A 24277-nucleotide genomic window follows, 5' to 3' on the forward strand; every position below is an offset into this window, starting at 1 on the left:
GGACACGGGGATTTTCAATCCCCTGCTCTACCGACTGAGCTATCCGGGCAACGGGGCGCATTAAACCGTATTGGCCGGATGGCGTCAATCGCTTTCTGTCACAAAGCCGATCGGTTGCTCTATTTTCAGGCAGCAAGCCCGGAGGGGCGGGGGACGGGGGGATATCCGCATTCAATAAATATGCATATAAAACGTGTATTTATACCATCTTAAAACGCGCGATTTTTGTTTTTTCAATTAAATAACAATGAATTATGCTTTAATCAATGGGCGTTCAATCAAGGCGATTCTCGCTTGAACCCTGCAACGAATCATGCAATCATTGCGCAAATTTTAGCACTCTCCGTTCCCTGACGGTGTTTCCGCTTCTTATAAGCCAGAGGGTTATTGGCATGACTGGTTTTGTTGCTCAAGCGCTGTTGCGCACCAGACATCTGACGCCGCCACCGTTCCGCCGTTGTTTCCTCCGCACGTCATCCGCCCGAATACGCCTGCCGGCCATGCGGTAAGGCCGCCTGACGCTCGCTGTTAGGCATGCGTAAAGCCAGCGCTGCGGCCCTGATTTTACTGATGCCTGTCGGACGCTGCCAAGACCAGTTCCCCCGATAGCCGCCTGATGATCCCCGATCATGAGCCGGTCACGCACGCCGCTTATGCTGCCGTGCCCGGGTATCGCTTTTACCGGGATAACCGCGTTATCTCATTACCGTGCCGGTGGCACACCCTCATCCTTCACCGTTTGAGAGTCAGCATGATGAAAGAATTGAAAATCGCGACCAGCGCCAGCCTGGTCGCCACCATTGAGACGCTGCGCCAGATCGTGCGCGTAGAGCAGACGGACTACACCGACGTAGCGGCGGCGGTGGTGTCGGTCGCCGACGTGAACGCCGGCATTCTGGCGCGTTTGCAGGCGACGGGGTTCGACATTCCGACCTTCGTGGCGGTGGAAGGGGACGAGCATCTCTCGCCGGACTATCTGCCGTTTGTCAGTGGGGTTTTCGCGCTGCTGGCCGGCGCCAGCAAGCCGTTCTACATGGCGCAGCTGGAGGCCGCCGCCGACGCCTATGAGCAGGCGCTGCTGCCGCCGTTCTTCAAAACGCTGAAGACCTACGTCGAGATGGAAAACTCGACCTTCGCCTGCCCAGGGCATCAGGGCGGCGAGTTCTTCCGCAAACACCCGGCCGGCCGGCAGTTTTTTGATTTCTACGGCGAGACCCTGTTCCGTTCCGATATGTGCAACGCCGACGTCAAGTTGGGCGATCTGCTGATCCACGAAGGCTCGGCCAAGGATGCGCAAAAGCACGCGGCGCGGGTGTTCAACGCCGATAAAACCTACTTCGTGCTCAACGGCACCTCGGCGGCCAACAAGGTGGTGACCAACGCGCTGCTGACCCGCGGCGATCTGGTGCTGTTCGATCGCAACAACCACAAATCCAACCACCACGGGGCGCTGATCCAGGCCGGCGCCACGCCGATCTATCTGGAAACCGCCCGCAACCCGTTCGGCTTTATCGGCGGCATCGATGCGCACTGCTTCGACGAACGCTATCTGCGCGAGCAGATCCGCGAGGTGGCGCCGGAGAAAGCCGCGGCGGCGCGGCCGTTCCGGTTGGCGATCATTCAGCTCGGCACTTACGACGGCACGATTTACAACGCTCGCCAGGTGATCGACACCATCGGCCACCTGTGTGATTACATTCTGTTCGACTCCGCCTGGGTGGGTTACGAAGGCTTTATTCCGATGCTGAAAGAGTGCTCGCCGCTGCTGCTGGAGCTGGACGAGCACGATCCGGGCATTTTCGTCACCCAGTCGGTGCATAAACAGCAGGCGGGGTTCTCGCAGACCTCGCAGATCCATAAGAAAGACGACCATATCAAAGGGCAAAAACGCCACTGCAACCACAAGCACCTGAACAACGCGTTCATGCTGCATGCGTCGACCAGCCCGTTCTATCCGCTGTTCGCCGCGCTGGACGTCAACGCCAAGATGCACGCCGGCCCCGCCGGGCGCCGCATGTGGATGGACTGCGTCAAGCTGGGCATCGAGACGCGCAAACAGCTGCTCACGCGCTGCTCGCAGCTGAAGCCGTTTATTCCGCTGCAGGTGGCGGGCAAGGACTGGCAGGATTACGATACCGATCTGATCGCCAACGACGCGCGCTTCTTCACCTTCGTGCCGGGGGAGACGTGGCACGGCTTCGAAGGCTATGCCCAGGATCAGTATCTGGTGGATCCGTGCAAGTTGCTGCTGACCACGCCGGGCATCGACGCTTCGACCGGCCAATACACCGAGTTCGGCGTGCCGGCCACCATTCTGGCCAACTTCCTGCGCGAGAACGGCATCGTGCCGGAGAAGTGCGATCTCAACTCGATCCTGTTCCTGCTGACCCCGGCGGAGAACCCGGCCAAGATGGAACAACTGGTGGAGATGCTGGCGCAGTTCGAACGTTATGTCGAAGAGGATGCGCCGCTGAGCGTGGTGCTGCCGACGGTGTACCGCAAGAACGAGCAGCGTTACCGCGGCTACAGCATTCGCCGGCTGTGTCAGGAGATGCACGATCTGTACGTCAGCTTTGACGTCAAGCAGCTGCAAAAGGAGATGTTCCGTCAGGATCATTTCCCGCCGGTGGTGATGAACCCGCAGGACGCCAACGTGGAGTTTATCCGCGACAACGTCGAGCTGGTGCCGATCGGCCAGGCGGAAGGGCGCATTGCGGCGGAGGGGGCCCTGCCGTACCCGCCGGGCGTACTGTGCGTGGTGCCGGGCGAAGTGTGGGGTGGCGCGGTGCAGCGCTACTTCCTGGCGCTGGAGGAGGGCATCAACCGCCTGCCGGGCTTCTCGCCGGAGCTGCAGGGGGTCTACATCGAGAAAAAAGATCACGGCTGGAAGCGCATCTTCGGCTATATGATCAAGCCATGAAAAAAGGGCCGGTTCGCACCGGCCCTTCTTCCATCCACGCGGGAAGCGCTACTTCCTGCGGTAGCTCTTCTGCGCGGTATTCACTTTCACCAGATAGCGGCGCGACTCGGCGGCCGGGTGCTTGGTGGTCAGCGTTTGGTACACGTCGCCCGGCTGCATGCCGTTGATGATGCCCACCGCGCGCGTCCTGTCGCTGGAGAACACCCGCAGCACGCTGCCGGCGCCGCCGTTGTAGGCAGTGATCACCGCATAGCGGCGCGAGGTCGGGTTCTGAATGCCGCCCAGGTAGTTGTTTTGCAGGATCGCCAGGTAGGCGGTGCCGGTGTCGATGTTGTTCTCCGGATCGAACAGGTAGCTGCGGCTCGGGGTGCCCCATTTGCCGCGCATCTGGAACACATCCTTACCGGCGGTGTGCTGCACCACCTGCATCAGGCCCAGCGCGTCCGAACCGCTCACCGCATAAGGGTTGAAGCTCGATTCGGTCTGCATGATCGCCAGGATCAGCGATTCGTCTACGCCGTATTTTTCCGACGCCTTGCGCACCATCGGCAGATATTTGTGCGCACGTTTGTCCAGGTGGTTTGGCACCAGCTGGATGGTGACCGAGTAGATGACGTGCAGGCCGGAGGTGCGTTTTTGCAGCTTGGTCTGCAGCAGGTAATCGGCGAAGTGCGCCGCGCGCCATTCCCAGCGGATCGGCGCGCCTTTGTTATCCAGCACCTGGCCGTACAGGAACGGCTCTTTGCTGATCTGGATATCGTTGGCGTCGGAATAGAGATCGATGGAACCCGGATCGTCACCCATCAGCAGCGTGCTGATGATCGCCTGGCGCAGGTGCGCGGCCGGATCGGTGGTGGCGATGGTTTCGATGGTGATGGCGCCGGTATCGAAGTTGATGTGGCTGCGGGTTTGGTATTGGTCGGTATATTTGACGTAGTCTTTCGGCCCGGCGATCAGAACTTCGTTCAGACCCCAGATGTTCTCGATGTTGTGAGCGAATTGCCCCATCAGAATGTCGAAGCCGTTGGTGTCTTTGATCCAGGCTTCGTTGATTTCTTCACTTTTTTTGCCGGAACAGGAGATCAGCAAAGGCGCTATTACGAGCAAAGCTAAAATTTTCTTCATCTTAAAGCCGTTTGGAAGAAGTATAAGAGGATTGAAGCGGGCCAGCGCCTGGCCCCAACAGCGTTATTCGCTCGGCGGCGTATAGCCTTCGATGTGCACGTCGTGCCCTTCGAACAGGAACTTGATCATTTCCTCTTCCAGCAGTTTGCGATCATCCACGTTCATCATGTTCAGCTTCTTCTCGTTGATCAGCATGGTCTGCTTCTTCATCCACTCGCCCCAGGCTTCCTTGGAGATCTCGTTGTAGATGCGCTTGCCGACGTCGCCGGGATAAAGCTGGAAGTCCTGGCCCTCGGCGTCGCGCTGCAGGAAAGTACAAAAAATGGTGCGGCTCATGCTAATTCCTCGTCGATGGCGCTATCGCCATATAAGTTTTGTTGGATCGGGGGCTGCTTCGCCAGCTGTTGCAACAGGCGATCCACCGGCGCTGCCAGCCCGACCGACGGCGGCTGCGCTAAGTTATACCAGAGACCCGCGCCCTCATCCATGCCGCTGCCCGCCGCGTCGAGCGACAGCCACATCGGCACGATATCGAGATGGAAATGGCTGAACGTGTGGCGAAACGCGGTCAGCTGTTCCAGGCGCTTGCCTTTCAGACCGCGCTGCTGCAGCCAGAGTTCCACATCCACGCGCGCGCTGAACTGTGGGAAGCAGAACAGGCCGCCCCACAGGCCCACCGCCGGGCGCTGCTCCAGCCACACGCGGTCGCCGTGCTGCAGCAATAAGAAGTAGGCGGTTTTTTCCGGCAGGGTCTGCTTGGGCTTCTTACCGGGGTAGTTGGCCCAGCTGTGATTAGCGTAAGACAGGCAGCCGACGTTGAGCGGGCAGAGTTCACACTTGGGCTTGGAGCGGGTGCAGACCATGGCGCCCAGATCCATCATCGCCTGGTTGAACTGGCCGACGCCCTGCGCCGGGGTGACCTCTTCGCTGATTTTCCACAGCCGGTTCTCGACTTCTTTCTTGCCCGGCCAGCCTTCCACCGCGTAGCAGCGAGCCAGCACGCGCTTCACGTTACCGTCGAGGATCGGATAGTGTTGGCCCAGCGCCAACGACAGCACCGCGCCGGCGGTGGAGCGGCCGACGCCCGGTAAATCGGCGATTTCTGCGAAGGTTGTCGGGAACTCGCCGCCGTGCTGTGCGACAATGGTCTGCGCCGCCTTGTGCAGGTTGCGGGCGCGGGCGTAATAGCCGAGGCCGGTCCACAGATGCAGCACTTCGTCCAGCGGAGCCTCCGCCAGCGCGCGCACGTTGGGAAAACGGGCCATAAAGCGCTGAAAATAAGGAATGACGGTGGCAACCTGAGTCTGTTGCAACATCACCTCGGAGAGCCATACTTGATAGGCGGTTTTCTCCAACTGCCACGGCAGGGTTTTGCGACCGTAGCGTTGGTACCAGTCAAGCACCACCTGTGCGAATTGTTGTGCTTGCATCATGAGCAGCGTCGTTATCCGGCAGAAAATGAAGCGAGATTGCAGCATAGAGTCATGATGCTGTAAACCGGAACTTTCCGACGCCGCACGGCGGGTACAGAAGATGAACACTTGCTAAACCAATGTATCTTTGCATAATGCGCGTTTCCCTAATTGGCAGCCAAACAGACAGAAAGCACTATGATTAATGACGTCATCTCCCCGGAATTTGATGAGAACGGCCGCGCGATGCGCCGTATCCGCAGTTTTGTCCGCCGCCAGGGGCGGCTGACCAAAGGCCAGCAGCACGCGCTGGAGAACTATTGGCCGGTGATGGGCGTGGAGTATCAGGCTGACGCTGTCGATCTCGCCGCGCTGTTCGGCCGCGAAGCGCCGACGGTGCTGGAGATCGGTTTTGGCATGGGCGCCTCGCTGGTGACCATGGCGGGCAACAATCCGCAGCAGAACTTTTTAGGGATCGAAGTGCACTCGCCGGGCGTGGGCGCCTGCCTGGCCGACGCCCACGAGGCGAAGCTGAGCAACCTGCGCGTGATGTGCCACGATGCGGTTGAAGTGCTGGAAAACATGATCCCGGACGGCTCGCTGGACATGGTGCAGCTGTTCTTCCCCGATCCGTGGCACAAGGCGCGCCACAACAAGCGCCGCATCGTGCAAACGCCGTTTGTCGAACTGGTGCTGCGCAAGCTGAAGACCGGCGGCGTCTTCCACATGGCTACCGATTGGCAACCTTATGCGGAACATATGTTAGAGGTTATGAACGGGGTCGCAGGCTACCGTAATCTTTCCAGCGATAATGATTACGTGCCGCGTCCGGATTCGCGCCCGCTGACGAAATTTGAATTACGCGGCCAGCGCCTGGGACATGGCGTTTGGGACTTGATGTTTGAGAGGAAAGAATAATGGCTAAGAACCGCAGTCGTCGTTTACGTAAAAAGTTGCACATTGAAGAATTTCAGGAGCTGGGTTTCTCCGTAGCCTGGCGTTTTGCCGAAGGCACGTCGGTGGAAGACATCGACAGCACGCTGGATACCTTCATCGATGAAGTGATCGAGCCGAACGGCCTGGCGTTTGACGGCAGCGGCTACCTGCAGTGGGAAGGTCTGATCTGCCTGCAGAAGATCGGTCACTGCACCGACGAGCATCGCGAACTGGTGAAAAACTGGCTGGAAGCGCGCAAACTGACCGACGTTAAGGTCAGCGATCTGTTCGATATCTGGTGGGACTGATCGCGCTTGCCCGATGAGCGCGGCTTCGCGCCGCGCCGTTTTATTGATCTAAGGTGCCTTAACGGCGCCTTTGTTTTGCCCGGAGTGTGACCGAGGTGGTAACAACATTGGATAACGCGTTGCTGGAAGAGATCCTGCAACAGGTGCGCCCGCTGATTGGCCAGGGGAAAGTGGCCGACTACATCCCGGCGTTGGCGGAAGTGCCCGCCGATCGGTTGGCGATCGCCGTTTGCACGGTGGACGGTGAACTGTTCCAGGCCGGCGACGCCGCGGAGCGCTTCTCCATCCAGTCGATCTCCAAAGTGCTGAGCCTGACGCTGGCGCTGACGCGCTATCAGGAGCCTGAGATCTGGCGGCGCGTGGGCAAAGAGCCTTCCGGCCTGCCGTTCAATTCGCTGCTGCAGCTGGAGATGGAGCAGGGCAAACCGCGCAATCCGTTTATCAACCCCGGCGCGCTGGTGGTGTGCGACATGCTGCAAACCCGGCTCAGCGCCCCCAAACAGCGCATGCTGGAGGTGGTGCGTCAGCTGGCCGGCGAAGACGACCTGGCCTATGACCTGCGGGTGGCGCGTTCCGAATTCGAACACTCCGATCGCAATGCGGCCATCGCCTATCTGATGAAATCGTTCGGCAACTTCGAAAACGACGTCATCACCGTGCTGCAAACCTATTTCCATTACTGCGCGCTGCGCATGAGCTGTGTGGAGCTGGCGCGCAGCTTCGTCTATCTGGCCAATCACGGCCGCGATCTCAGCGGCGAGGCGGTGATCAGCCCGCTGCAGGCCCGGCAGATCAACGCCCTGATGATGACCAGCGGCATGTACGACGGCGCCGGCGAATTCGCCTATCGGGTGGGAATGCCGGGCAAGTCCGGCGTGGGCGGCGGCATCGTGGCCATCGTGCCGGACGAGCTGTCGATCGTCGTCTGGTCGCCGGAGCTGGATGCTTCCGGCAACTCGCTGGCGGGAACTGCGGCGCTGGAATTGTTGTCTCAACGTATCGGTCGTTCGATTTTTTAATCCCAGTCTGGATGGGAGTCAGGAGAAGCTATGTTGAAGAAAACCGGGTTAGCCTTACTGCTGCTGGCGGCGACTGCCGCGCAGGCCCACGCCGAGTACCAATGCAGCGTTAAACCCCAGGACGATGTGATCATCAGCCCGCAGAGCGTGCAGGTGAAAGGCGCCAGCGGCGACCTGCAAATCTCGCCGGATGGCGACGTGATCCGCAACGGCCAGGCGCTGAGCCTGAACGACAGCCAGCGGCAGAAAGCCTTCAGTTACCAGAGCGCCTTGCGCAAGCAACTGCCGTGGATCGACGACGGCGCGCAGAAACACCTGGAGAAAGCCCGCGCAGCGCTGGATAAAGTGATCGTCAAAGAGCTGGGCAGCAACAGCAACGTGCGCAACCGGCTGACCACCCTAAACGGCCAGCTGAAACAGCAGATGAACCGCATCATCGAGCACCGCAGCGACGGCCTGACCTTCCACCACAAGGCGATCGACCAGGTGGAACAGGATGGCCGCAACATCGTGCAGCAGAGCATGGGCGGCGTGCTGCAGGACAGCCTGAACGAAATGGGCGTCAAACAGGCCGCCAACAGCGGCGGTAACCCGCTGCAGGCGATCATGGGCAACCTGGGCGGCTTGCAGAAGGCGATCCAGAACGAATGGAACAACCAGGAGCAGGACTTCCAGAACTTCGGCCATGACGTGTGCAACCGCGTCACCGCACTGGAAACCCAGCGCAAGGATCTGCTGAAAGCGTTGAAGTAACGGATAGGCGTAGCCGCCGTGCGTTTTTGGCCTCACGGCGGCTATCTGACAAACTGGCTAAACTATAATCAATCGGCAAAAGGATTTTGCATTGATGCCAGTGATATTCCGTTATAAAGGCTACAGGTTCTTTTTTTATTCCAACGAGGGTGACCCGCTTGAGCCGCCGCATGTTCATATCAGAGATGCTGAGGCTGAAGCGAAATTCTGGTTGGTTCCTGGCGTGCAGTTGGCGCGTAATGACGGCTTTAACGCCAGAACGCTAAAAGAGCTGGCGGGTCTGGTTGATACCTATCAGGCATTGTTTTTGGAGGCTTGGCATGAGTATTTCGGCTAAACGCGTCAGCTTTGACGATGCGACGATGTGGGTCGAACTGAGCGACGCCCGAATTATTGGCGTGCCACTGGCCTGGTTTCCGCGTTTGTTGAATGCGACGCAAGAACAGCGGGCAGAGTATGAACTCAGCGCTCGCGGCATCCATTGGGATGCGTTGGACGAGGATGTTTCCGTTGAGGGATTGCTGAAGGGGCGTGGCGACGTGACGCATCGCCCTCATAATGCCGCCTGAACATGAAAAAAAGCGCTGATTATTCAGCGCTTTTTTTTACTCGTCGTCCGCCAGGAACAGTTCCAGCAGCGAGTTGAGGAACAGTTTGCCCTTCTCGGTGATCTGCCAGTGCTCTGCGGTTTCTTCCAGATAGCCTTTGGCCAGCGCCTCGTCCAACTGCGGGCGAATGACGCTTTCCGCCAGCCCGATGTAGTTGACGAAGTCGGCGCGCGGCGCGGCTTCCAGCAAGCGGAAGCGGTTCATGAAGAACTCGAACGGCCGATCCGCCGTCGCCACCTCATGCTGCTTGTCCATGTAGTCGCCACGCATGAAGCCGCGCGGGTGTTTGGTCTTGGCGGTGCGCAGGATACGCCCGTCGCTGAAGGTCACCTTGCCGTGCGCGCCGCAGCCGATCCCCAGATAGTCGCCGAAGCGCCAGTAGTTGAGGTTGTGTTGGCATTGGTAGCCCGGCTTGGCGTAGGCCGAGGTTTCGTACTGCTGATAGCCGGCGGCGCTCAACAGCTGGTGGCCGCGCTCGAAGATGTCCCACAGCGCATCGTCGTCCGGCAAAACCGGCGGGCGCGAGCTGAACAGGGTGTTCGGCTCGATGGTCAGCTGATACCACGACAGGTGCGGCGGATTGAGGGCGATAGCCTGGCGCAGATCGTCCAGCGCCTCTTCCAGCGACTGATCCGGCAGGCCATGCATCAGATCGAGGTTAAAGCTGCGCAGGCCAAGGCCGGTCGCCAGCGTCGCCGCGCGTTTGGCTTCTTCCGGGCCGTGGATGCGCCCCAGACGGTTCAGCTTCTCGGCGCTGAAGCTCTGCACCCCGATGGATATGCGGTTGACGCCGGCGCGCTGGTAGCCGCTGAAGCGATCGGCCTCCACGGTGCCGGGATTGGCCTCCATGGTGATTTCGGCGTCGTCGGCGACGCGAATGCGCGCCCGTACCCCGTCCAGTAAGGCCTGCATCGCCTCGGCGCTCAGCAGGCTGGGGGTGCCGCCGCCGATAAAGATAGTGCTGATTTCCCGGCCGCCGGCCAGCGGCAGGTCGGCATCCAGATCCGCTAATAGATGATCGACATACTCCTGATGCGGCACGTCACCCTTCAGGGCATGGGAGTTGAAGTCGCAGTACGGGCATTTCTGCACGCACCACGGGATATGGATGTAGAGACTCAGCGGGGGCAGCTTAAGCATTGCGCATGGCTTCCAACATCAGCTTCAGCGCCTTGCCGCGGTGCGAAATCGCCCGCTTCTCGTCGCGGCTCAGCTCGGCGGCGGTGCGGCCCAGCTCCGGCACGTAGAAGACAGGATCGTAACCGAAGCCGCCTTCACCGGCGGCCTGCTCGGTGATTTCGCCGGCCCAACTGCCGTGGAACACCAGCGGCGTCGGGTCTGCCGCATGGCGCAGATAGACCAGCACGCAATGGAATTGCGCGCCGCGCTGGCCCGGCGCTACGTCTTTCATCGCCGCCAGCAGCTTGTCGAGGTTCTGCCGATCGTCGGCATCTTCACCGGCGTAGCGCGCGGAGTAGATGCCCGGCGCGCCGCCCAGCGCATCTACCGCCAGGCCGGAGTCGTCGGCGATCGCCGGCAGGCCGGTGACCTGTGCCGCATGGCGCGCTTTCAGAATGGCGTTTTCGATAAACGTCAGGCCGGTCTCTTCGGCGGACTCCACGCCCAGATCGGTTTGCGCGACCACGTCCAGGCCGAAATCGGCCAACAGGTCGGCGAGTTCGCGCACTTTGCCCGGGTTACCGGTGGCAAGAACGACTTTTTGCATAATGACTACCTTGAAAATTATTCGATGAGCGCCGCGACCACGGCGGGGATCTGTTGCGGATTCACGATGCGTAACTGTTTATGCCGCCCCAGTTCGCCTTTCTCGATGGTGACGTTGCTTTTCGCCACTTTGAACTGCTTGGCGATAAACTTGATCAAATGGGCGTTGGCTTGGCCGTCGACCGGCGGGGCGGTGATGGCGACTTTCAGTTCGTCGCCATGCAAGCCGATAATTTGGTCGCGGCTGGCTTTCGGCTGAATATATAGCCTGATCGCCAGCCCGTCCAGCACCGGAGTGACTGCACTCACAGCAGGAACCAGATCTCACCGAACACATCCATGCCCAGGTAGTTGATCAAATAGAGGATCAGGATCACGACCATGGCGGAAAAGTCGATGCCGCCCATCGCCGGGATGATGCGACGGATCGGCGCCATCAAGGGTTCGGTCAGTTGGTACATCACGTAGTCGATCGGGCTGCGGCCCTGGCTTATCCAGCTCATCAGCGCACGAATGATCATCACCCAGAAGATCAGGTAGCCGGCGGACTTCACCAGCGAGATCAGGCCGAACAGCAGGTTATACGGGCTGAGCGACATCGCGCCGCCCTGAATCAGCAGCAGCAGCGGGTACTTGATGGTCATCAGCAGGAACGCCAGCAGCAGCGAAGCGCTGTCGATGGGCCCCAGTGACGGAATGATGCGGCGCAGTGGGCCGACCACCGGCTGGGTGATCTTCACCACAAACTGTGAGAACGGGTTGTAAAAATCGGTGCGCGCCCACTGCATCCAAATGCGCAGCAACAGCACCATCACGTACAGATCAATAACGGTCTTGACCAGGAAAGTCAGCGTTAGCATGAAGTGGTCCTTCTCCTTAACTCGCGGTTATTTAAAATAATTTTTCCATCTCTTGGGCGCGGAAAACGGCGGCCTGCATCGCTTGCCCCACGGTTTCCGGCAGTTGGCGTTCGTTGAACACCCGCAGCGCTTCGGCGGTGGTGCCGCCTTTGGAGGTCACCTGCTCGCGCAGCGTGCCCAGCGGCGTATCCGGGTTGGCTTCCACCAATGCGGCGGCGCCGGAAGCGGCCTGCTGCACCAGATCGCGCGCGGTCTGGCTGTCGAAGCCCATGCGCTCGGCCTCTTTTTGCATCGCTTCCATAAACAGGAAGAAATAGGCCGGGGCGCTGCCCGCGGCGGCGATCACGCCGTTGATGCCATTTTCGTCATCGACCCAGCAAACTTTACCGACCGACGCCATTAAATCGCCGGTGTAATCGCGATCCCGCTGGCTGACCTGCGCCGGCGCGTACAGCCCGCTCATGCCCTTGCCGACCAGCGACGGAGTGTTGGGCATGATGCGCACGATGTCCAGTTGGTCGCCGAGCAGCTGATAGAAACGGCTGACCTGAATGCCGGCGGCGATCGACAGCACCAGCTTGCCGCTGAAATCGACCTGTTCGCGCAGCGGCTGACACACGTCGGCCATCATCTGCGGTTTGACCGCCAGCACCACCACCTCGGCTTCACGCGCGCAGGCGACGTTGTCGCCGCTGCTGACGATGCCGTAGTCTGCAGCCAGCGCATCACGGTTTTTCGGCGAAGGGGCGCAGACGCTGATGGATTTGGCTGGATAGCCGCCCGCCACCAGGCCGGCGATGATTGCACGCGCCATGTTGCCGGCGCCGATAAAGGTAATCTTGCGATGTTGCATCAAATCCCTCGTCTGTGTGTCAGGCCTGCGAGTAGTCGCGGGCGCCAAAAATTGCGGTGCCGATGCGCACCAGGGTGCTGCCGGCAGCGATCGCCGCCGCCATATCGTCCGTCATGCCCATCGACAGCGTATCGGCCTGCGGATAACGCTGACGCAGGGCGAGAAATGCGTCGCTCATCCGGCTGAATACCGCCAGCTGCCGCTGATAATCCGCTTCCGGCGCCGGAATAGCCATCAGTCCGCGCAGCGTCAGGTTCGGCAGCGCGGCGATCGCTTCGGCCAACGCCGGCAGTTCGGCCAACGCAATGCCGGATTTGCTTTGCTCGTCGCTGATGTTGATTTGAATCAGCACGTTGAGCGGCGGCATGTCGGCCGGGCGCTGATCGCTCAAGCGCTGGGCGATGCGCAGCCGATCCACGGTATGGCACCAGGCGAAGTGTTCCGCCACCAGCCGACTCTTATTGGATTGCAGCGGGCCGATAAAGTGCCACACCAACTCGCCGCTTTGCGGCGACTCGGCGAAATGCCGGATCTTGTCTACCCCTTCCTGCACGTAGTTCTCGCCGAAGGCGCGCTGGCCGGCGGCGATGGCTTCTTCGATCGCCGCCACAGGTTTGGTTTTGCTGACTGCAAGCAGGGCAACTTCTTCTGGCGCCCGCGCGCAATTTCGCGCGGCGGCCGCAATGCGGTTTCTGACATCCTGCAGGTTCTGTTGGATAGTGCTCATTATTGACCCGGGAGAGTGATATGGATATCGATGAATTCGTGGCCCTTAGTGTAAAGCATAATGCTTCCGATCTGCACCTTTGTGCCGGTCATCCGCCGATGTTGCGCATCGACGGTGAACTGCAGCCATTGGCGGCGGCGCCAACGCTGACGGCGCAGGGCGCGCAGGCCCTCTGCGACGGATTGCTGAATGCGCAGCAGCGCGAGAGCCTGCGGCGGCTGGGGCAGGTCGATCTGGCGCTGCACAGGCCGAGCGGGGAACGGCTGCGGGCCAACGTTTTTCAGCAAAGCGCGGGAGTTTCTCTCGCGTTGCGGCGTATCGCCGGGCAATCGCCTTCGCTTGCCGAGCTGGCGGCGCCAGCCATCGTCCCGGCGTTGCTGCGGCGCGCCGACGGATTGATCCTGGTCACCGGCGCCACCGGCAGCGGCAAGTCCACCACGCTGGCGGCGATGATCGACGAGATCAACCGGCACCAGCAGCGGCATATTTTGACGCTGGAAGATCCGATCGAATTCCTGCACCGCAGCCGGCGTTCGCTGATCCAGCAGCGGGAGATCGGCCGCGACAGCCACAGCTTCGATGCGGCGTTGCGCGCCGCGCTGCGCGAAGATCCGGATGTGATCCTGCTGGGCGAGTTGCGCGATACCGCCACCATCCGGCTGGCGCTCACTGCGGCGGAGACCGGCCACCTGGTGCTGGCGACGCTGCACACCCGCAGCGCGCCGCAGGCGGTGGAACGGCTGGTGGACGTGTTTCCGGCGGAAGAGAAACCCTATGTGCGCGCCCAGCTGGCCGGCAGCCTGCAAGCGGTGATCGCGCAAAAGCTGATGAGGCGCCCTGGCGGCGGACGCGTGGCGATCTTTGAAGTGCTGACGGCGACGGCGGCGGTCAGCAACCTGATCCGCGAAGGGAAAACCCATCAGTTGGCGAGCGTGTTGCAAACCGGCGCGCAGTCGGGCATGCAAACCTTTGAGCAAGGTTTGCAGCAGCGGATCGACGCCGGTGTGTTGGGGGAGTGCGCGGCGGAGGGAACGGGCGTTTAGCCCAGCTGCCGTTCGAACCAGCTTTCGAGGATCACCACCGCGGAGGCGGAGTCCACGCTGCCTTTATCAAGGGCGCGAAAGCCGCCGCGATCGAACAGGTTGGCGCGCGCTTCCACGGTGCTCAGACGCTCGTCTTGCAGCTCGATCTGGATGCCAAAACGGCCGTGCAGGCGATTGGCGAACTTGCGCGCCTGGGCGGTAACGGGCTGTTCGGTGCCGTCCATGTTCAGCGGCAGGCCGACCACCACCAAATCCGGCTGCCACTCTTTCAGCAGCTTTTCGATTTTCAGCCAGTCCGGCGAGCCGTCCTGCGCTTTGAAAGCCGGCAGGGCGCGGGCGCTGCCGGTCAACTCCTGGCCGATGGCCGCGCCGATGCTTTTGGTGCCGAAGTCGAAGGCGATAATGGTGCGGTTACTCATCAGGCGTGTCCTGCGTGGTTGGCGATGCTGCGAATGTCGATGCCCAGAAGGTTCCCCGCCTCGCGCCAGCGGCTGGCGATTGGCGTGCGGAACAGAATGTCGGTGTTGGCTTCGATGGTCAGCCAGGCGTTTTCCAACACCTCCTGCTCCAGCTGGCCCTTTTCCCAGCCCGCATAGCCCAGCGCCACCAGCACGTCGTCCGGTTGTTCCGGGGTGCCGAGCGTCTCCAGCACGTCTTTCGAGGTGGTGATCATGGTGTTGGGAGAAATTTGAATGCTGGCGCCGAAGCCGTGGCGCGGCGTATGCAGGATAAACCCGCGATCGTCCGCCAGGGGCCCGCCGGCGAACACCGGTTTGTCCAGGCTGATGGCCGGATCGCGCGCAGGCGGCATGATCTTCAGCTTGCTCAGCACCGTGGCTACCGTGAATTGCTCCACCGGTTTATTGATCACCAAACCCATGGCGCCTTCTTCATTGTGCTCGCAAATGTAAATCACCGAGCGCTTGAAGCGAGGATCCTGCAGCGTTGGCATGGCGATCAGAAAATGGTGCTGTAAATTCATGGCGTTAATATAAGGTAATCAATGGGTGAGAAAATAAACAGCCGCCAGTATGCGGCTATACCCGCCGCCTTTCAAGCCGCGCGCAAAGGCGAGCTTTGGCGGGCGCGATACGGGATAGCGGGCGGCATGCCGCCCGCATGACGCATTACTTCGCCGCCAGGCGCTTTTCAATCGCGTCCATCAGCATGCCGGTAATCGAAATCGGGAATGCCGCCTCTATCTCGCGCGCGCAGGTTGGGCTGGTGACGTTGATTTCAGTCAGGCGATCGCCGATCACGTCCAGGCCGACGAAGATCAGCCCTTTCTCTTTCAGCGTCGGGGCGACGGCGCGGGCGATTTTCCAGTCGCTTTCGCTCAGCGGGCGCGCTTCGCCGCGGCCGCCGGCCGCCAGATTGCCGCGGGTCTCGCCCTGCGCCGGAATGCGCGCCAGGCAGTAAGGCACCGGCTCGCCGTCCACCACCAGGATGCGCTTGTCGCCGTCCTTGATCGCCGGCAGGAAGTTCTGCGCCATGCAGAAACGGCTGCCGTGTTCGGTCAGGGTTTCGATGATCACCGACAGGTTAGGATCGTCCTGCTTCACGCGGAAGATAGACGCGCCGCCCATGCCGTCCAGCGGTTTCAGGATGATGTCGCCGTGCTGCTGGTGGAATTTGCGGATGTGCGCGGCGCTGCGGCTGACCAGCGTATCCGGCGTCAGCTCCGGGAACCAGGCGGTGAACAGCTTCTCGTTGCAGTCGCGCAGGCTTTGCGGCTTGTTGACCACCAGCGTGCCTTTAACTTCGGCGCGTTCCAGAATGTAGGTCGCGTAGATATATTCGGTATCGAACGGCGGATCCTTGCGCATCAGGATCACGTCCAGCTCGTGCAGCGCCAGATCCTGCTCGGCGCCGAAGCTGAACCAGCTCTCCTTGTCTTCCTTCACGCTCAGCAGGCGGGTGCGGGCGCGCCCGTCACCGGCATGCAGATAGAGATCGTTCATCTCCATGTAGTGCAATTCGTAACCGCGGCGCTGCGCTTCGAGCAGCATGGCGAAGCTGGTGTCTTTCTTGATGTTGATGGAATCGATTGGGTCCATCACGATGCCGAGCTTAATCATCTTTTCTCCTTTAACCCAGGTCGCCGAAGCGGACCTGCAGAGCGGTAATGGCGGTGAGCGCTGTGGTTTCGGTACGCAGAACGCGTGGTCCCAGCAGAATATCAGTAAATCCGTGGTCGGTGGTCATGGCGATTTCGTCGGCGGACAAACCGCCTTCCGGGCCGATCAACAGGCGAACATGATCCACCGGCTGTGGCAGCGTGTTGATGCTGTGGCTGGCGCGCGGGTGCAGGTTGAGTTTCAGGCTGCCGTCCTGCTCGGCGCACCAGGCCTCCAGCGACATCGCCTCGCGGATTTCGGGAATGCGGTTGCGGCCGCACTGTTCGCAGGCGGCGATGGCGATCTTCTGCCATTGCTGGATTTTCTTCGCCAGGCGTTCGCCGTCCAACTTCACGCCGCAGCGCTCGGAAAACAGCGGGGTGATGACGTTGACGCCCAGCTCGATGGATTTCTGGATGGTGAACTCCATCTTCTCGCCGCGCGAGATCACCTGGCCCAGATGCAGGTTGAGCGGCGATTCGATGTCATCCACGCGGCCGTCGCCAAGGCGCACCAGCACGCTCTTTTTGTCCACCCGGATTATTTCGGCGTCGAACACCTGGTTGCTGCCATCGAACAACTGCAGCGCCTGGCCGGCGCTCATGCGCAGCACGCGCCCGACGTGGTTGGCGGCGTCCTCGCTGAGGGCGATCTCCGCCCGGTCGGTCAACGGCTGCGGATGGTAAATGCGGGGTATGCGCATGGGTAGTCTGATCCTGACGAAACGGCGCCGCGGGTTGGCGGCGCCATGAAAGATAAAGGCTATAGTAGGTTAGCTTTTCCGCTGCTGACAAGCCTGTTGAATATAGGGGTTGTGGTTGCCCTGCACCTTGGCGATACGTGCTTCGCGCTGACATTCCCATTGGCTCACCGGATATTGCCGGTTCCACACCTCGAACAGTTGGGTTTGCTGGCGTGACAGCCGCAGCTGGTAGCGATCGCGCATGTAGAAGTAGGTGCGGGCAATGGCGCCGCGGGCGCGGGCGGGCGGCTCCGCCTGTTTATTCTTGAAGTCCACCTTCATTGGGCACTGCCCGTACTGGCCTGCGCCGCCGTTCCATTGGCTGTACATGAAGTTGTTGCGGTCGCCGTTCACTTCGCCGATCGCCGGCTGCAGGTTGTGCAGATCGGTTTCTATCTGGCGATAGGTGGCGTCCTTGTTGCAGTTTTTGCGCCCGCCGTCTTGCCAGCACTGCAGCTGGTGGCCGAACTGCCAGGCCGGCACCACGTGTTCCCATTCAATGCGCTGCGCGCGTTGGGCGTTTTTACGCACCTGATAGCCGCAGCCGGCGAGATCGGGAATGCCCTTCTTGCCTTGCCACTCGATGCGGCAGCCGCAGTAAAAACTGCCCGGCGCATCCTGGTTAATCTTGGCCGCCGCCGTCTTGGCCTGAGAGAAGTTATTGATGCCGTGCGCCTGTGCGGCGCCTGCGGCGAAAACCGCCATAAACAAAATTCTGCGAAGCATATTCCAAAACAGCTCAAAATTGGAAAAGCAGGCAGGGTAACGGAACTTGTCGGCAGTGGCAAATGGCGATATTTACTTGTTTTAACGTATAAATCGTTTAACTAAAGGTTCTCGCTAGCAAGAAATTTCAGTTTTTCGCCGCACCGGCGGCAGCGGTATTCGCTTTCGCCGCGCAGCACGCGGTTATGGCGGCGAATGGTGAGCTGGTACTGCCCGCAGCCGCAGCGGTAGGGGAAGGTTTTGCTTTGCACCGAGGCGGTTTCGAAACGATGAGTGCGGCTGGCGGGCGTCAGCAGCACGCTTTCCATCATCCAGCGCCATTCGCGGCCGTGCGGCGCTACCCGGCCGAATTGGCGAAACACCAGCAGGTGCGCCAGTTCGTGCGGCACCACTTCATCGATAAACGGCTGTTGGTTTTCCAGCAGCAGCACCGGGTTCAGACGGATTTCCCAGCTTTGCAGCCAGGCGGTGCCCGCGCTGGTGCCGCGTTGCTGATAGACGATGCTGGGTTCGGGGAACTCGACGGCAAAATGCTGGCGGGCCAACTGCAGCTTTTCTCGCAGGCAGCGCATCACCGCTTGTTGCAGCGCGATGGGGATTCTCGGTTTGTTCATTGCGGCTAGCTTAAGCAATGGCGCGGCGGCTGACAATATGCCCCGGCGCAAATCGCATCCGGCGCTTTTTCACCACATTGATAAGACGATCGCCGCCGATGGATTGTAATCAATGTGTTAACTGCGGGATAATAAAGCGTGCATGATGAGTCTGTACCCGCAGTTCTCACCGAGCAAGGTTGAAACGCCGCCTGTGGTAATCCCTTACGCAAATAGCGGTTATTTTGCGATTTGGCGCAATAACTGACTGATTAAAAATACGTAAGGTGGAGGCAGTTTTTTGACAAGGCACCGTGTCGCGCGCCGCAAGTGTGAATTTAACGCAGCTGATGTTGCAAGTGAGAGATCAATGTCGAATAAACCGTTCCACTATCAAGATCCGTTCCCGCTGAAGAAAGACGATACCGAATACTACCTGCTGAGCCGCGACCACGTTTCCGTGAGCGAATTTGAAGGCCAGGAAATTCTGAAAGTTGCCCCTGAAGCGTTAACCCTGCTTGCCCAGCATGCGTTCCACGACGCCTCGTTCATGCTGCGCCCGGCGCACCAACAGCAGGTGGCCGATATCCTCAAAGATCCGGACGCCAGCGAAAACGACAAGTACGTTGCGCTGCAATTTCTGCGTAACTCAGAAATCGCCGCCAAGGGTATTTTACCGACCTGCCAGGACACTGGCACGGCGATCATCGTCGGCAAAAAGGGCCAGCGCGTCTGGACCGGCGGCGGCGATGAAGAGGCGCTGTCGCGCGGGGTGTATAACACCTACATCGAAGAGAACCTGCGCTATTCGCAGAACGCCGCGCTGGATATGTACAAAGAGGTCAATACCGGCAGCAACCTGCCGGCGCAGATCGATCTCTACAGCGTGGACGGCGAAGAGTACAAATTCCTGTGCATCGCCAAGGGCGGCGGCTCCGCCAACAAAACCTATCTGTATCAGGAAACTAAGGCGCTGCTGTCGCCGGGCAAGCTGAAAAACTACCTGGTCGACAAGATGCGCACGCTGGGCACCGCGGCTTGCCCGCCGTACCACGTGGCGTTCGTCATCGGCGGCACCTCGGCGGAAGCGACGCTGAAAACCGTCAAACTGGCCTCGACCAAGTATTACGATGGCCTGCCGACGGAAGGCAACGAGCATGGTCAGGCGTTCCGCGATCTGGAACTCGAAGCGGAACTGCTGCAAGAAGCGCAAAACCTGGGGCTGGGCGCACAGTTCGGCGGCAAATACTTTGCACATGATATCCGCGTAGTGCGCCTGCCGCGCCACGGCGCCTCCTGCCCGGTCGGCATGGGCGTCTCCTGCTCGGCGGACCGCAACATCAAAGGCAAGATCAACCGCGACGGCATCTGGCTGGAAAAACTGGAGCACAATCCGGGTAAATTCATTCCTCAGGAGCTGCGCCAGGCCGGGGAGGGCGAAGCGATCAAGGTCGATCTCAACCGCCCGATGGCCGAGATCCTCAAACAGCTGTCGCAGTACCCGGTTTCCACCCGCCTGTCGCTTAGCGGCACCATCATCGTCGGCCGCGATATCGCGCACGCCAAGCTGAAAGAGCGCCTGGATCGCGGTGAAGGCTTGCCGCAGTACGTCAAGGACCACCCGATCTACTACGCCGGCCCGGCTAAAACGCCGGAAGGCTATGCATCCGGTTCCTTGGGGCCAACCACCGCCGGGCGTATGGATTCCTACGTCGACCTGCTGCAATCTCACGGCGGCAGCATGATCATGCTGGCGAAAGGCAACCGCAGCCAGCAGGTGACGGATGCCTGCCACAAGCACGGCGGCTTCTACCTCGGCAGCATCGGCGGCCCGGCGGCGGTGCTGGCGCAGCAGAGCATCAAGAGCCTGGAGTGCGTGGAGTACCCTGAGCTGGGCATGGAAGCGATCTGGAAAATCGAAGTGGAAGATTTCCCGGCGTTTATCCTGGTGGATGACAAAGGCAATGACTTCTTCCAGAAGATCCAGGCCGGTCAGTGCTCCAGCTGCCTGAAATAATCGCTGCCCCCTTCACCGCCCGCAGGCGGTGGAGGGGATTGTGTAAAGTCCTGTAGCTTGCTGGACGTCGAGTTTTAACCTGTATACCCTACGCGAATAGCACTAAAATTCGACTAATGGAATATCGGCAACATAAGGTTCGGCAAGCACATGGGTACGCAGGAAAGTCACATCAGGGAATTGCTGGTCTGGATTGAAGACAACCTGACCAATCCGCTGTCGTTGGATATCGTTTCCGCCAAGTCAGGCTATACGAAATGGTACCTGCAGCGCATGTTCAAGAAGCAGACCGGATTATCGTTAGCTTCCTACATTCGCGCTCGCCGCCTCTACATCGCCGCCTTCGCCTTGCGTTTCACGCAGAAGAGCATCCTCGATATTTCGGTCGAGTATCAATTCGATAACCAGCAGACGTTCTCGCGCTGTTTCAAGAAACATTTCGCCGAATCGCCCAGCGTGTATCGTCATGCCCGCAAACAGGACTTCAGCAATCTGGTGCGTTCGCTGGCGGCCAGCCAGCCCGGCGATATTCAGGTCGAACGCGTCAGCATCGCCAGAGGGCAATACGCCTTTCACGGTAAACAGTACGCTTATCACCTGGATATCGAAAAGTTGGACAAGTCGCATCTGCCGCAGCGCAGCGCGCTGCGGGCGCAGTTCTACACCTTGTTGGGCGAGCGTCCGGCGCAGACCTATTCGTTTACCCAACTGGTGCCGGACGGCGAGCGGGTCAGGGTCGACTATACCCTGGGCGTGACGGCGGACTACCCGCTGCGTGAAGGCGTGGCGCTGGAGCCGCTGCCGGAGGTCCACGGCGAGTTTTGCCGTTTTCGCTATTCCGGCAAGCCGGTGGCGCTCAATGACCACATCATTCAAATCTACACGCAGGTGCTGCCCGAAATGGGGCTGGCCCGCGGCGACGGGCCGGACATGACGGTGTTCAGCTATTCGCTGAGCGGGAAAGAGGAGCTGCACCTGGAGCTGCAACATCTGGTGCCGGTGGTGCCGCTGCACTGATCCCGTCGGCGGCCGGCCGCCGGTTTTTTTGCTGCACGATCGCCGCCATCACCGCCAGGGCGATCTCCGCCGGGGTTTTGCTGCCGAGCGGCAGGCCGATCGGCGCGTGAATGCGTTCCAACTCCTGCGGCGTGAATTCGGCGATCTGCTGCAACCGCTGGCGCCGCCGCGCGCTGTTTCTGAGCGAGCCCATGGCGCCGATGTAAAACGCCGGGGTGTGGATCGCTTCCATCAGCGTCAGATCGTCCATACGCGGATCGTGGGTCAGCGCCACGACGGCGGTATTGGCGTGGCAACCGCCGTCCTCAATGAACTTGGCCGGAAACTGGCGCAGCAGCGTCACGCCCGGTTTTAACTCGGCGGCGAAGTTATCCAGCGCCTCCGGGCGGTTCTCGCACACCAGCACCTCAAACCCCAGCGCTACGGCGAAATCGGCGCAGTACAGCGCCACGCTGGACAGCCCGGCGATCAGCAGGCGCGGCGCGGCTGCGATGTGCAGGGTAATCTGTTCGAGCCGGCGTTCGACCTGAGTGGCGCTGGTGAAGTGGCTTTGCTCGAGGCTGTGGCAGGCGTTGGGCAGCGTCAGGCGTTTGAGCAACGCATGATGCCCTTCCAGCGCGCCGGCGATGCGCTGCAGGTAAGCGACGCTGGCTTCTCCCGCCGGCAGATACTCGATCAGCACGTCCAGCACGCCGCCGCACGGCAGCGCCACGTTGGGCGTCATGCCGCCTTCGCCGTAACGAATCACCTGGCTGGCCGCCTGATACTCCCCGGCGGCCACGCGCCGCAGAAAGTCCTCCTCCACGCACCCGCCCGACAATGAGCCGCTGTAGCGGCCGTCGCGGGTCGCCGCCATCAACGCGCCCGGCGAGCGCGGCGAAGAGCCATAGGTGCTGAGCACGGTGCATAACCAAACCGGCTGTTGTTGCAGCCAGCTTATCGCCTGGCTGACCACGGTGACATCAAGATGTTGCATAGGTGAATTTACTCGCTGGCCGGGAGTTGCGATGGAAGATCAATATCCCGCACGACGCCGGGGTGCTCAAGCGGCAGCAGGTGGACTGCCGCGCCTTGCAGCAGTTCACGCGCGCCATTATCGCCGCGCAGTTGGCAAAGTGGTTTGCGCAATCGGGCGGAAAAGCCGACCGGGTGACCGGGCTGTTGCGCATAACAGGGGCGCACGATCGGGTGCTGCCGTAAGGCATCCGCCACCTGTCGGAAAACGTCGGCGCCGACGAATGGCATATCGGCCAGGTGGATCAGCCAGCCCTGCCAGTGCGGTGTGGCCGCAACGCCCGCGGCGATCGAGTCGCCGAGGCCCGCGCTGGCGAGCAGGGTGACCGGCACTTGGTTGGCGGTGCAGGCTGCCAGTACCGGCAGATTATCCGGCCGGGTCACCACCTGTACCGGCAGGCCGGAGGCCAGCGCCTGGCGCAGGGTGTGTTCGAACAGCGAACGCCGCTCGCCCGCCGCATCGGCAAACCCGGCGTTCAATTTGTTGCCCTGGCCGCCGGCCTGAATAAAGCGCTCTCCGCGTCCGGCGGCGGTAATGACAATGCCCGTGGTCATGGTTGAAGTCCGCGTTTGCGCAAATTATTTATTAGCCTACAAACTACCTGTGTTTTGTAAATGTTTTTTTGTTGAAAACAGCCTGTTAATCATCACATAATTTTAGTTATAAGCATATGCTTATGACGTCTACGGCAAGGTCGTCAGCGTTTGCGCAACAACACCGCGAACAAAAACCAATTACAAGAAAGACGTGAAGGACTTATTTATGAGCAATTTCAACCCGTCGCGGCGCCGCTTTATCAAAAGCGCCGTGATTGCGGGGGTCTCCGTGTACCTCGCCCCCTTGTACAGCCGCGCCTACGCCGCGCTGTTCGAGCAAAAAATCCTCCAGTCACCCAACTGGGATCCGCAGGCCAAGCGCGTCCGTTTCCGTATCGACGGCCGCGCCAAGGTCATGGGGCAGAAGGTGTTCGCACGCGATATCCGCGCGGTGGACATGCCGCACTGGCCGCAGAAACAGGCGCACGCCTTCATTCTGCGCGTGACCAAAGCCGACCGGCTGTTCGAGGGGGTCGATCTGTCGCTGCTGGGGGACGATCTGCAGCCCGATCGCCTGGTGACGGCGGAAGATCTGGCGCGCGATGGCCTGGCCTTTCCGGCGTTCTACGGTGACGACATGCTGCTGCCGAACGGCAAAACCCCTGCCTATCTCGGCCAGGCGGTGGCGATCCTGATCTATCACGACTTCGCCCGTTTCCGCTTCGCCAAGGACAAGCTGAAATTCCGTGAGGAAACCATCAAATACGGCGCGGTCACCGGCCCGCTGGAGCGCGATCCCTGGGGCAGTTTCCGTTACGTGCGGGTGGGAGGAGAACAGCCGTTCGACGACGATCGCTTCTCCAGCCTGAAGGATACGCCGATCTTCCCGGTATCGATGAAAAAACACCTGCCGGTATGGCCGGAAGGGCGCGAGGGCGGCAAGCTGGATCAGGAAGGCATGCGCTATGCGGGCCTGATCGCCGACGAGTTGGCGAATCCGCCGGCCGACTGGCTGGTGATGTCACGCCGCTACACCACGCAGTCGATCGACACCTCGGCGCTGGAGCCGGACAACGCCAACGGCTGGTTCGACGCGCAGACGCAAACCCTGCATCTGGTGGTGCCGACTCAGTCGCCGCAGGAAGTGGCCGACGAGATGCCGCGTATGTTGGCCAGGCGCAACCCGCCGGTGAAACAGCTGCTCCTGCACCCGTGCTACACCGTG

Annotated in this window: 27 protein-coding genes and 1 pseudogene; 11 read left to right on the top strand and 17 right to left on the bottom strand. The window is 60.6% G+C overall.

Features of this window, described 5'->3' with window-relative positions:
* Nucleotides 1-754: 754 nt before the first annotated feature.
* On the top strand, nucleotides 755-2920 hold the full coding sequence (gene speF / locus MMS95_RS22755; RefSeq protein ID WP_242142328.1) for an ornithine decarboxylase SpeF: 2166 nt from the start codon (nucleotides 755-757) through the stop codon (nucleotides 2918-2920).
* A gap of 48 nt (nucleotides 2921-2968) precedes the next feature.
* Here the strand turns inward: speF and mltC are convergent, their stop codons facing one another.
* From mltC to mutY, 3 genes are all read right to left on the bottom strand, one after another.
* Nucleotides 2969-4045, bottom strand: coding sequence for a membrane-bound lytic murein transglycosylase MltC (gene mltC, locus MMS95_RS22760; protein WP_004937402.1), 1077 nt, complete (start codon nucleotides 4043-4045; stop codon nucleotides 2969-2971).
* 63 nt (nucleotides 4046-4108) lie between these two features.
* Complete coding sequence (locus MMS95_RS22765) at nucleotides 4109-4381, bottom strand: oxidative damage protection protein (protein WP_004937404.1); 273 nt, start codon at nucleotides 4379-4381, stop codon at nucleotides 4109-4111.
* Nucleotides 4378-5478, bottom strand: a complete 1101-nt coding sequence (mutY, locus tag MMS95_RS22770; protein ID WP_229705523.1) for an A/G-specific adenine glycosylase — start codon at nucleotides 5476-5478, stop codon at nucleotides 4378-4380. Before mutY ends, MMS95_RS22765 begins: the two co-directional genes overlap by 4 nt.
* Before the next feature lie 177 nt (nucleotides 5479-5655).
* Here mutY and trmB point away from each other — a divergent pair, with 177 nt between their 5' ends.
* From trmB to MMS95_RS22800, 6 genes are all read left to right on the top strand, one after another.
* On the top strand, nucleotides 5656-6375 hold the full coding sequence (gene trmB / locus MMS95_RS22775; RefSeq protein ID WP_004937410.1) for a tRNA (guanosine(46)-N7)-methyltransferase TrmB: 720 nt from the start codon (nucleotides 5656-5658) through the stop codon (nucleotides 6373-6375).
* Nucleotides 6375-6701, top strand: a complete 327-nt coding sequence (locus tag MMS95_RS22780; RefSeq protein ID WP_004937412.1) for a YggL family protein — start codon at nucleotides 6375-6377, stop codon at nucleotides 6699-6701. The genes trmB and MMS95_RS22780 overlap by 1 nt, the downstream gene beginning before the upstream one ends.
* A gap of 95 nt (nucleotides 6702-6796) precedes the next feature.
* Nucleotides 6797-7720 (top strand): glutaminase B, encoded by a 924-nt coding sequence (glsB, locus tag MMS95_RS22785; RefSeq protein ID WP_004937414.1) that lies wholly within the window; start codon nucleotides 6797-6799, stop codon nucleotides 7718-7720.
* A gap of 30 nt (nucleotides 7721-7750) precedes the next feature.
* Nucleotides 7751-8473 carry a DUF2884 domain-containing protein gene (locus MMS95_RS22790; protein ID WP_015379052.1) on the top strand — a complete coding sequence of 241 codons (723 nt, stop codon included), beginning with the start codon at nucleotides 7751-7753 and terminating at the stop codon, nucleotides 8471-8473.
* A 94-nt stretch (nucleotides 8474-8567) separates the two neighbouring features.
* Complete coding sequence (locus tag MMS95_RS22795; RefSeq protein ID WP_004937418.1) at nucleotides 8568-8810, top strand: DUF4160 domain-containing protein; 243 nt, start codon at nucleotides 8568-8570, stop codon at nucleotides 8808-8810.
* On the top strand, nucleotides 8794-9042 hold the full coding sequence (locus MMS95_RS22800) for a DUF2442 domain-containing protein (protein WP_004937422.1): 249 nt from the start codon (nucleotides 8794-8796) through the stop codon (nucleotides 9040-9042). Before MMS95_RS22795 ends, MMS95_RS22800 begins: the two co-directional genes overlap by 17 nt.
* A gap of 36 nt (nucleotides 9043-9078) precedes the next feature.
* On the opposite strand, the gene hemW is transcribed toward MMS95_RS22800, so the two are convergent.
* The 6 genes from hemW to MMS95_RS22830 are packed head-to-tail and all read right to left on the bottom strand — an operon-like array spanning nucleotide 9079 to nucleotide 13246.
* Nucleotides 9079-10221 (bottom strand): radical SAM family heme chaperone HemW, encoded by a 1143-nt coding sequence (gene hemW / locus MMS95_RS22805; protein ID WP_156866501.1) that lies wholly within the window; start codon nucleotides 10219-10221, stop codon nucleotides 9079-9081.
* Entirely contained in the window at nucleotides 10214-10807 is a 594-nt protein-coding gene (locus MMS95_RS22810) for an XTP/dITP diphosphatase (protein ID WP_085337151.1), read from the bottom strand. Before MMS95_RS22810 ends, hemW begins: the two co-directional genes overlap by 8 nt.
* A gap of 17 nt (nucleotides 10808-10824) precedes the next feature.
* A complete protein-coding gene (gene yggU, locus MMS95_RS22815) occupies nucleotides 10825-11115 on the bottom strand; it encodes a DUF167 family protein YggU (protein ID WP_004948014.1) in 291 nt (96 codons plus the stop codon).
* Nucleotides 11112-11666 carry a YggT family protein gene (locus MMS95_RS22820; RefSeq protein ID WP_033632091.1) on the bottom strand — a complete coding sequence of 185 codons (555 nt, stop codon included), beginning with the start codon at nucleotides 11664-11666 and terminating at the stop codon, nucleotides 11112-11114. Before MMS95_RS22820 ends, yggU begins: the two co-directional genes overlap by 4 nt.
* Nucleotides 11667-11697: 31 nt before the next feature.
* The gene (gene proC / locus MMS95_RS22825; protein WP_048325374.1) at nucleotides 11698-12519 is read right to left on the bottom strand and encodes a pyrroline-5-carboxylate reductase; all 822 of its coding nucleotides are present in this window, start codon (nucleotides 12517-12519) and stop codon (nucleotides 11698-11700) included.
* A gap of 19 nt (nucleotides 12520-12538) precedes the next feature.
* Nucleotides 12539-13246 (bottom strand): YggS family pyridoxal phosphate-dependent enzyme, encoded by a 708-nt coding sequence (locus tag MMS95_RS22830; RefSeq protein WP_033632093.1) that lies wholly within the window; start codon nucleotides 13244-13246, stop codon nucleotides 12539-12541.
* Nucleotides 13247-13266: 20 nt separating this feature from the next.
* On the opposite strand from MMS95_RS22830, the gene MMS95_RS22835 reads away from it, so the two are divergent.
* Complete coding sequence (locus MMS95_RS22835) at nucleotides 13267-14289, top strand: type IV pilus twitching motility protein PilT (protein WP_033632094.1); 1023 nt, start codon at nucleotides 13267-13269, stop codon at nucleotides 14287-14289.
* Here MMS95_RS22835 and ruvX read toward each other — a convergent pair.
* The 6 genes from ruvX to MMS95_RS22865 all read right to left on the bottom strand — a co-directional run bounded on the left by ruvX (nucleotide 14286) and on the right by MMS95_RS22865 (nucleotide 18488).
* Nucleotides 14286-14708, bottom strand: coding sequence for a Holliday junction resolvase RuvX (gene ruvX, locus MMS95_RS22840; protein WP_033632095.1), 423 nt, complete (start codon nucleotides 14706-14708; stop codon nucleotides 14286-14288). The two genes, MMS95_RS22835 and ruvX, sit on opposite strands and share 4 nt — an antisense overlap.
* Complete coding sequence (locus MMS95_RS22845; RefSeq protein WP_004937452.1) at nucleotides 14708-15271, bottom strand: YqgE/AlgH family protein; 564 nt, start codon at nucleotides 15269-15271, stop codon at nucleotides 14708-14710. Before MMS95_RS22845 ends, ruvX begins: the two co-directional genes overlap by 1 nt.
* Before the next feature lie 145 nt (nucleotides 15272-15416).
* Complete coding sequence (gene gshB, locus MMS95_RS22850; protein WP_033632096.1) at nucleotides 15417-16367, bottom strand: glutathione synthase; 951 nt, start codon at nucleotides 16365-16367, stop codon at nucleotides 15417-15419.
* A 10-nt stretch (nucleotides 16368-16377) separates the two neighbouring features.
* Nucleotides 16378-17109, bottom strand: a complete 732-nt coding sequence (gene rsmE / locus MMS95_RS22855; protein ID WP_004937458.1) for a 16S rRNA (uracil(1498)-N(3))-methyltransferase — start codon at nucleotides 17107-17109, stop codon at nucleotides 16378-16380.
* Between the two features lie 69 nt (nucleotides 17110-17178).
* Nucleotides 17179-17874, bottom strand: a complete 696-nt coding sequence (gene endA / locus MMS95_RS22860; protein WP_015379043.1) for a deoxyribonuclease I — start codon at nucleotides 17872-17874, stop codon at nucleotides 17179-17181.
* A gap of 101 nt (nucleotides 17875-17975) precedes the next feature.
* A complete protein-coding gene (locus MMS95_RS22865) occupies nucleotides 17976-18488 on the bottom strand; it encodes a SprT family zinc-dependent metalloprotease (RefSeq protein WP_156866497.1) in 513 nt (170 codons plus the stop codon).
* 349 nt (nucleotides 18489-18837) lie between these two features.
* Between MMS95_RS22865 and fumA the strand changes: the two genes are divergently transcribed.
* Nucleotides 18838-20484 (top strand): class I fumarate hydratase FumA, encoded by a 1647-nt coding sequence (gene fumA, locus MMS95_RS22870; RefSeq protein WP_004937467.1) that lies wholly within the window; start codon nucleotides 18838-18840, stop codon nucleotides 20482-20484.
* A 150-nt stretch (nucleotides 20485-20634) separates the two neighbouring features.
* Nucleotides 20635-21501, top strand: a complete 867-nt coding sequence (locus MMS95_RS22875; RefSeq protein ID WP_033632099.1) for a helix-turn-helix domain-containing protein — start codon at nucleotides 20635-20637, stop codon at nucleotides 21499-21501.
* Here MMS95_RS22875 and MMS95_RS22880 read toward each other — a convergent pair.
* Nucleotides 21425-22477, bottom strand: a complete 1053-nt coding sequence (locus tag MMS95_RS22880; RefSeq protein ID WP_048325366.1) for an XdhC family protein — start codon at nucleotides 22475-22477, stop codon at nucleotides 21425-21427. The genes MMS95_RS22875 and MMS95_RS22880 overlap by 77 nt on opposite strands.
* Nucleotides 22478-22485: 8 nt before the next feature.
* Nucleotides 22486-23070 carry a nucleotidyltransferase family protein gene (locus MMS95_RS22885; protein WP_156866496.1) on the bottom strand — a complete coding sequence of 195 codons (585 nt, stop codon included), beginning with the start codon at nucleotides 23068-23070 and terminating at the stop codon, nucleotides 22486-22488.
* Between the two features lie 208 nt (nucleotides 23071-23278).
* Between MMS95_RS22885 and MMS95_RS22890 the strand changes: the two are divergent.
* Nucleotides 23279-24277: pseudogene (locus tag MMS95_RS22890) on the top strand (xanthine dehydrogenase family protein molybdopterin-binding subunit); the annotation flags it as partial.

Source organism: Serratia sp. PGPR-27, assembly GCF_022678525.1.
Classification (GTDB): Bacteria; Pseudomonadota; Gammaproteobacteria; order Enterobacterales; family Enterobacteriaceae; genus Serratia; species Serratia nematodiphila.

Excerpts from the sequence above, each read along its gene's own strand:
- speF (WP_242142328.1), top strand. The coding sequence starts at position 755 with ATGAAAGAATTGAAAATCGCGACCAGCGCCAGCCTGGTCGCCACCATT.
- mltC (WP_004937402.1), bottom strand. The coding sequence starts at position 4,045 with ATGAAGAAAATTTTAGCTTTGCTCGTAATAGCGCCTTTGCTGATCTCC.
- MMS95_RS22765 (WP_004937404.1), bottom strand. The coding sequence starts at position 4,381 with ATGAGCCGCACCATTTTTTGTACTTTCCTGCAGCGCGACGCCGAGGGC.
- mutY (WP_229705523.1), bottom strand. The coding sequence starts at position 5,478 with ATGATGCAAGCACAACAATTCGCACAGGTGGTGCTTGACTGGTACCAA.
- trmB (WP_004937410.1), top strand. The coding sequence starts at position 5,656 with ATGATTAATGACGTCATCTCCCCGGAATTTGATGAGAACGGCCGCGCG.
- MMS95_RS22780 (WP_004937412.1), top strand. The coding sequence starts at position 6,375 with ATGGCTAAGAACCGCAGTCGTCGTTTACGTAAAAAGTTGCACATTGAA.
- MMS95_RS22790 (WP_015379052.1), top strand. The coding sequence starts at position 7,751 with ATGTTGAAGAAAACCGGGTTAGCCTTACTGCTGCTGGCGGCGACTGCC.
- MMS95_RS22795 (WP_004937418.1), top strand. The coding sequence starts at position 8,568 with ATGCCAGTGATATTCCGTTATAAAGGCTACAGGTTCTTTTTTTATTCC.
- MMS95_RS22800 (WP_004937422.1), top strand. The coding sequence starts at position 8,794 with ATGAGTATTTCGGCTAAACGCGTCAGCTTTGACGATGCGACGATGTGG.
- hemW (WP_156866501.1), bottom strand. The coding sequence starts at position 10,221 with ATGCTTAAGCTGCCCCCGCTGAGTCTCTACATCCATATCCCGTGGTGC.
- MMS95_RS22810 (WP_085337151.1), bottom strand. The coding sequence starts at position 10,807 with ATGCAAAAAGTCGTTCTTGCCACCGGTAACCCGGGCAAAGTGCGCGAA.
- MMS95_RS22820 (WP_033632091.1), bottom strand. The coding sequence starts at position 11,666 with ATGCTAACGCTGACTTTCCTGGTCAAGACCGTTATTGATCTGTACGTG.
- proC (WP_048325374.1), bottom strand. The coding sequence starts at position 12,519 with ATGCAACATCGCAAGATTACCTTTATCGGCGCCGGCAACATGGCGCGT.
- MMS95_RS22830 (WP_033632093.1), bottom strand. The coding sequence starts at position 13,246 with ATGAGCACTATCCAACAGAACCTGCAGGATGTCAGAAACCGCATTGCG.
- MMS95_RS22835 (WP_033632094.1), top strand. The coding sequence starts at position 13,267 with ATGGATATCGATGAATTCGTGGCCCTTAGTGTAAAGCATAATGCTTCC.
- ruvX (WP_033632095.1), bottom strand. The coding sequence starts at position 14,708 with ATGAGTAACCGCACCATTATCGCCTTCGACTTCGGCACCAAAAGCATC.
- MMS95_RS22845 (WP_004937452.1), bottom strand. The coding sequence starts at position 15,271 with ATGAATTTACAGCACCATTTTCTGATCGCCATGCCAACGCTGCAGGAT.
- gshB (WP_033632096.1), bottom strand. The coding sequence starts at position 16,367 with ATGATTAAGCTCGGCATCGTGATGGACCCAATCGATTCCATCAACATC.
- rsmE (WP_004937458.1), bottom strand. The coding sequence starts at position 17,109 with ATGCGCATACCCCGCATTTACCATCCGCAGCCGTTGACCGACCGGGCG.
- endA (WP_015379043.1), bottom strand. The coding sequence starts at position 17,874 with ATGCTTCGCAGAATTTTGTTTATGGCGGTTTTCGCCGCAGGCGCCGCA.
- MMS95_RS22865 (WP_156866497.1), bottom strand. The coding sequence starts at position 18,488 with ATGAACAAACCGAGAATCCCCATCGCGCTGCAACAAGCGGTGATGCGC.
- fumA (WP_004937467.1), top strand. The coding sequence starts at position 18,838 with ATGTCGAATAAACCGTTCCACTATCAAGATCCGTTCCCGCTGAAGAAA.
- MMS95_RS22875 (WP_033632099.1), top strand. The coding sequence starts at position 20,635 with ATGGGTACGCAGGAAAGTCACATCAGGGAATTGCTGGTCTGGATTGAA.
- MMS95_RS22880 (WP_048325366.1), bottom strand. The coding sequence starts at position 22,477 with ATGCAACATCTTGATGTCACCGTGGTCAGCCAGGCGATAAGCTGGCTG.
- MMS95_RS22885 (WP_156866496.1), bottom strand. The coding sequence starts at position 23,070 with ATGACCACGGGCATTGTCATTACCGCCGCCGGACGCGGAGAGCGCTTT.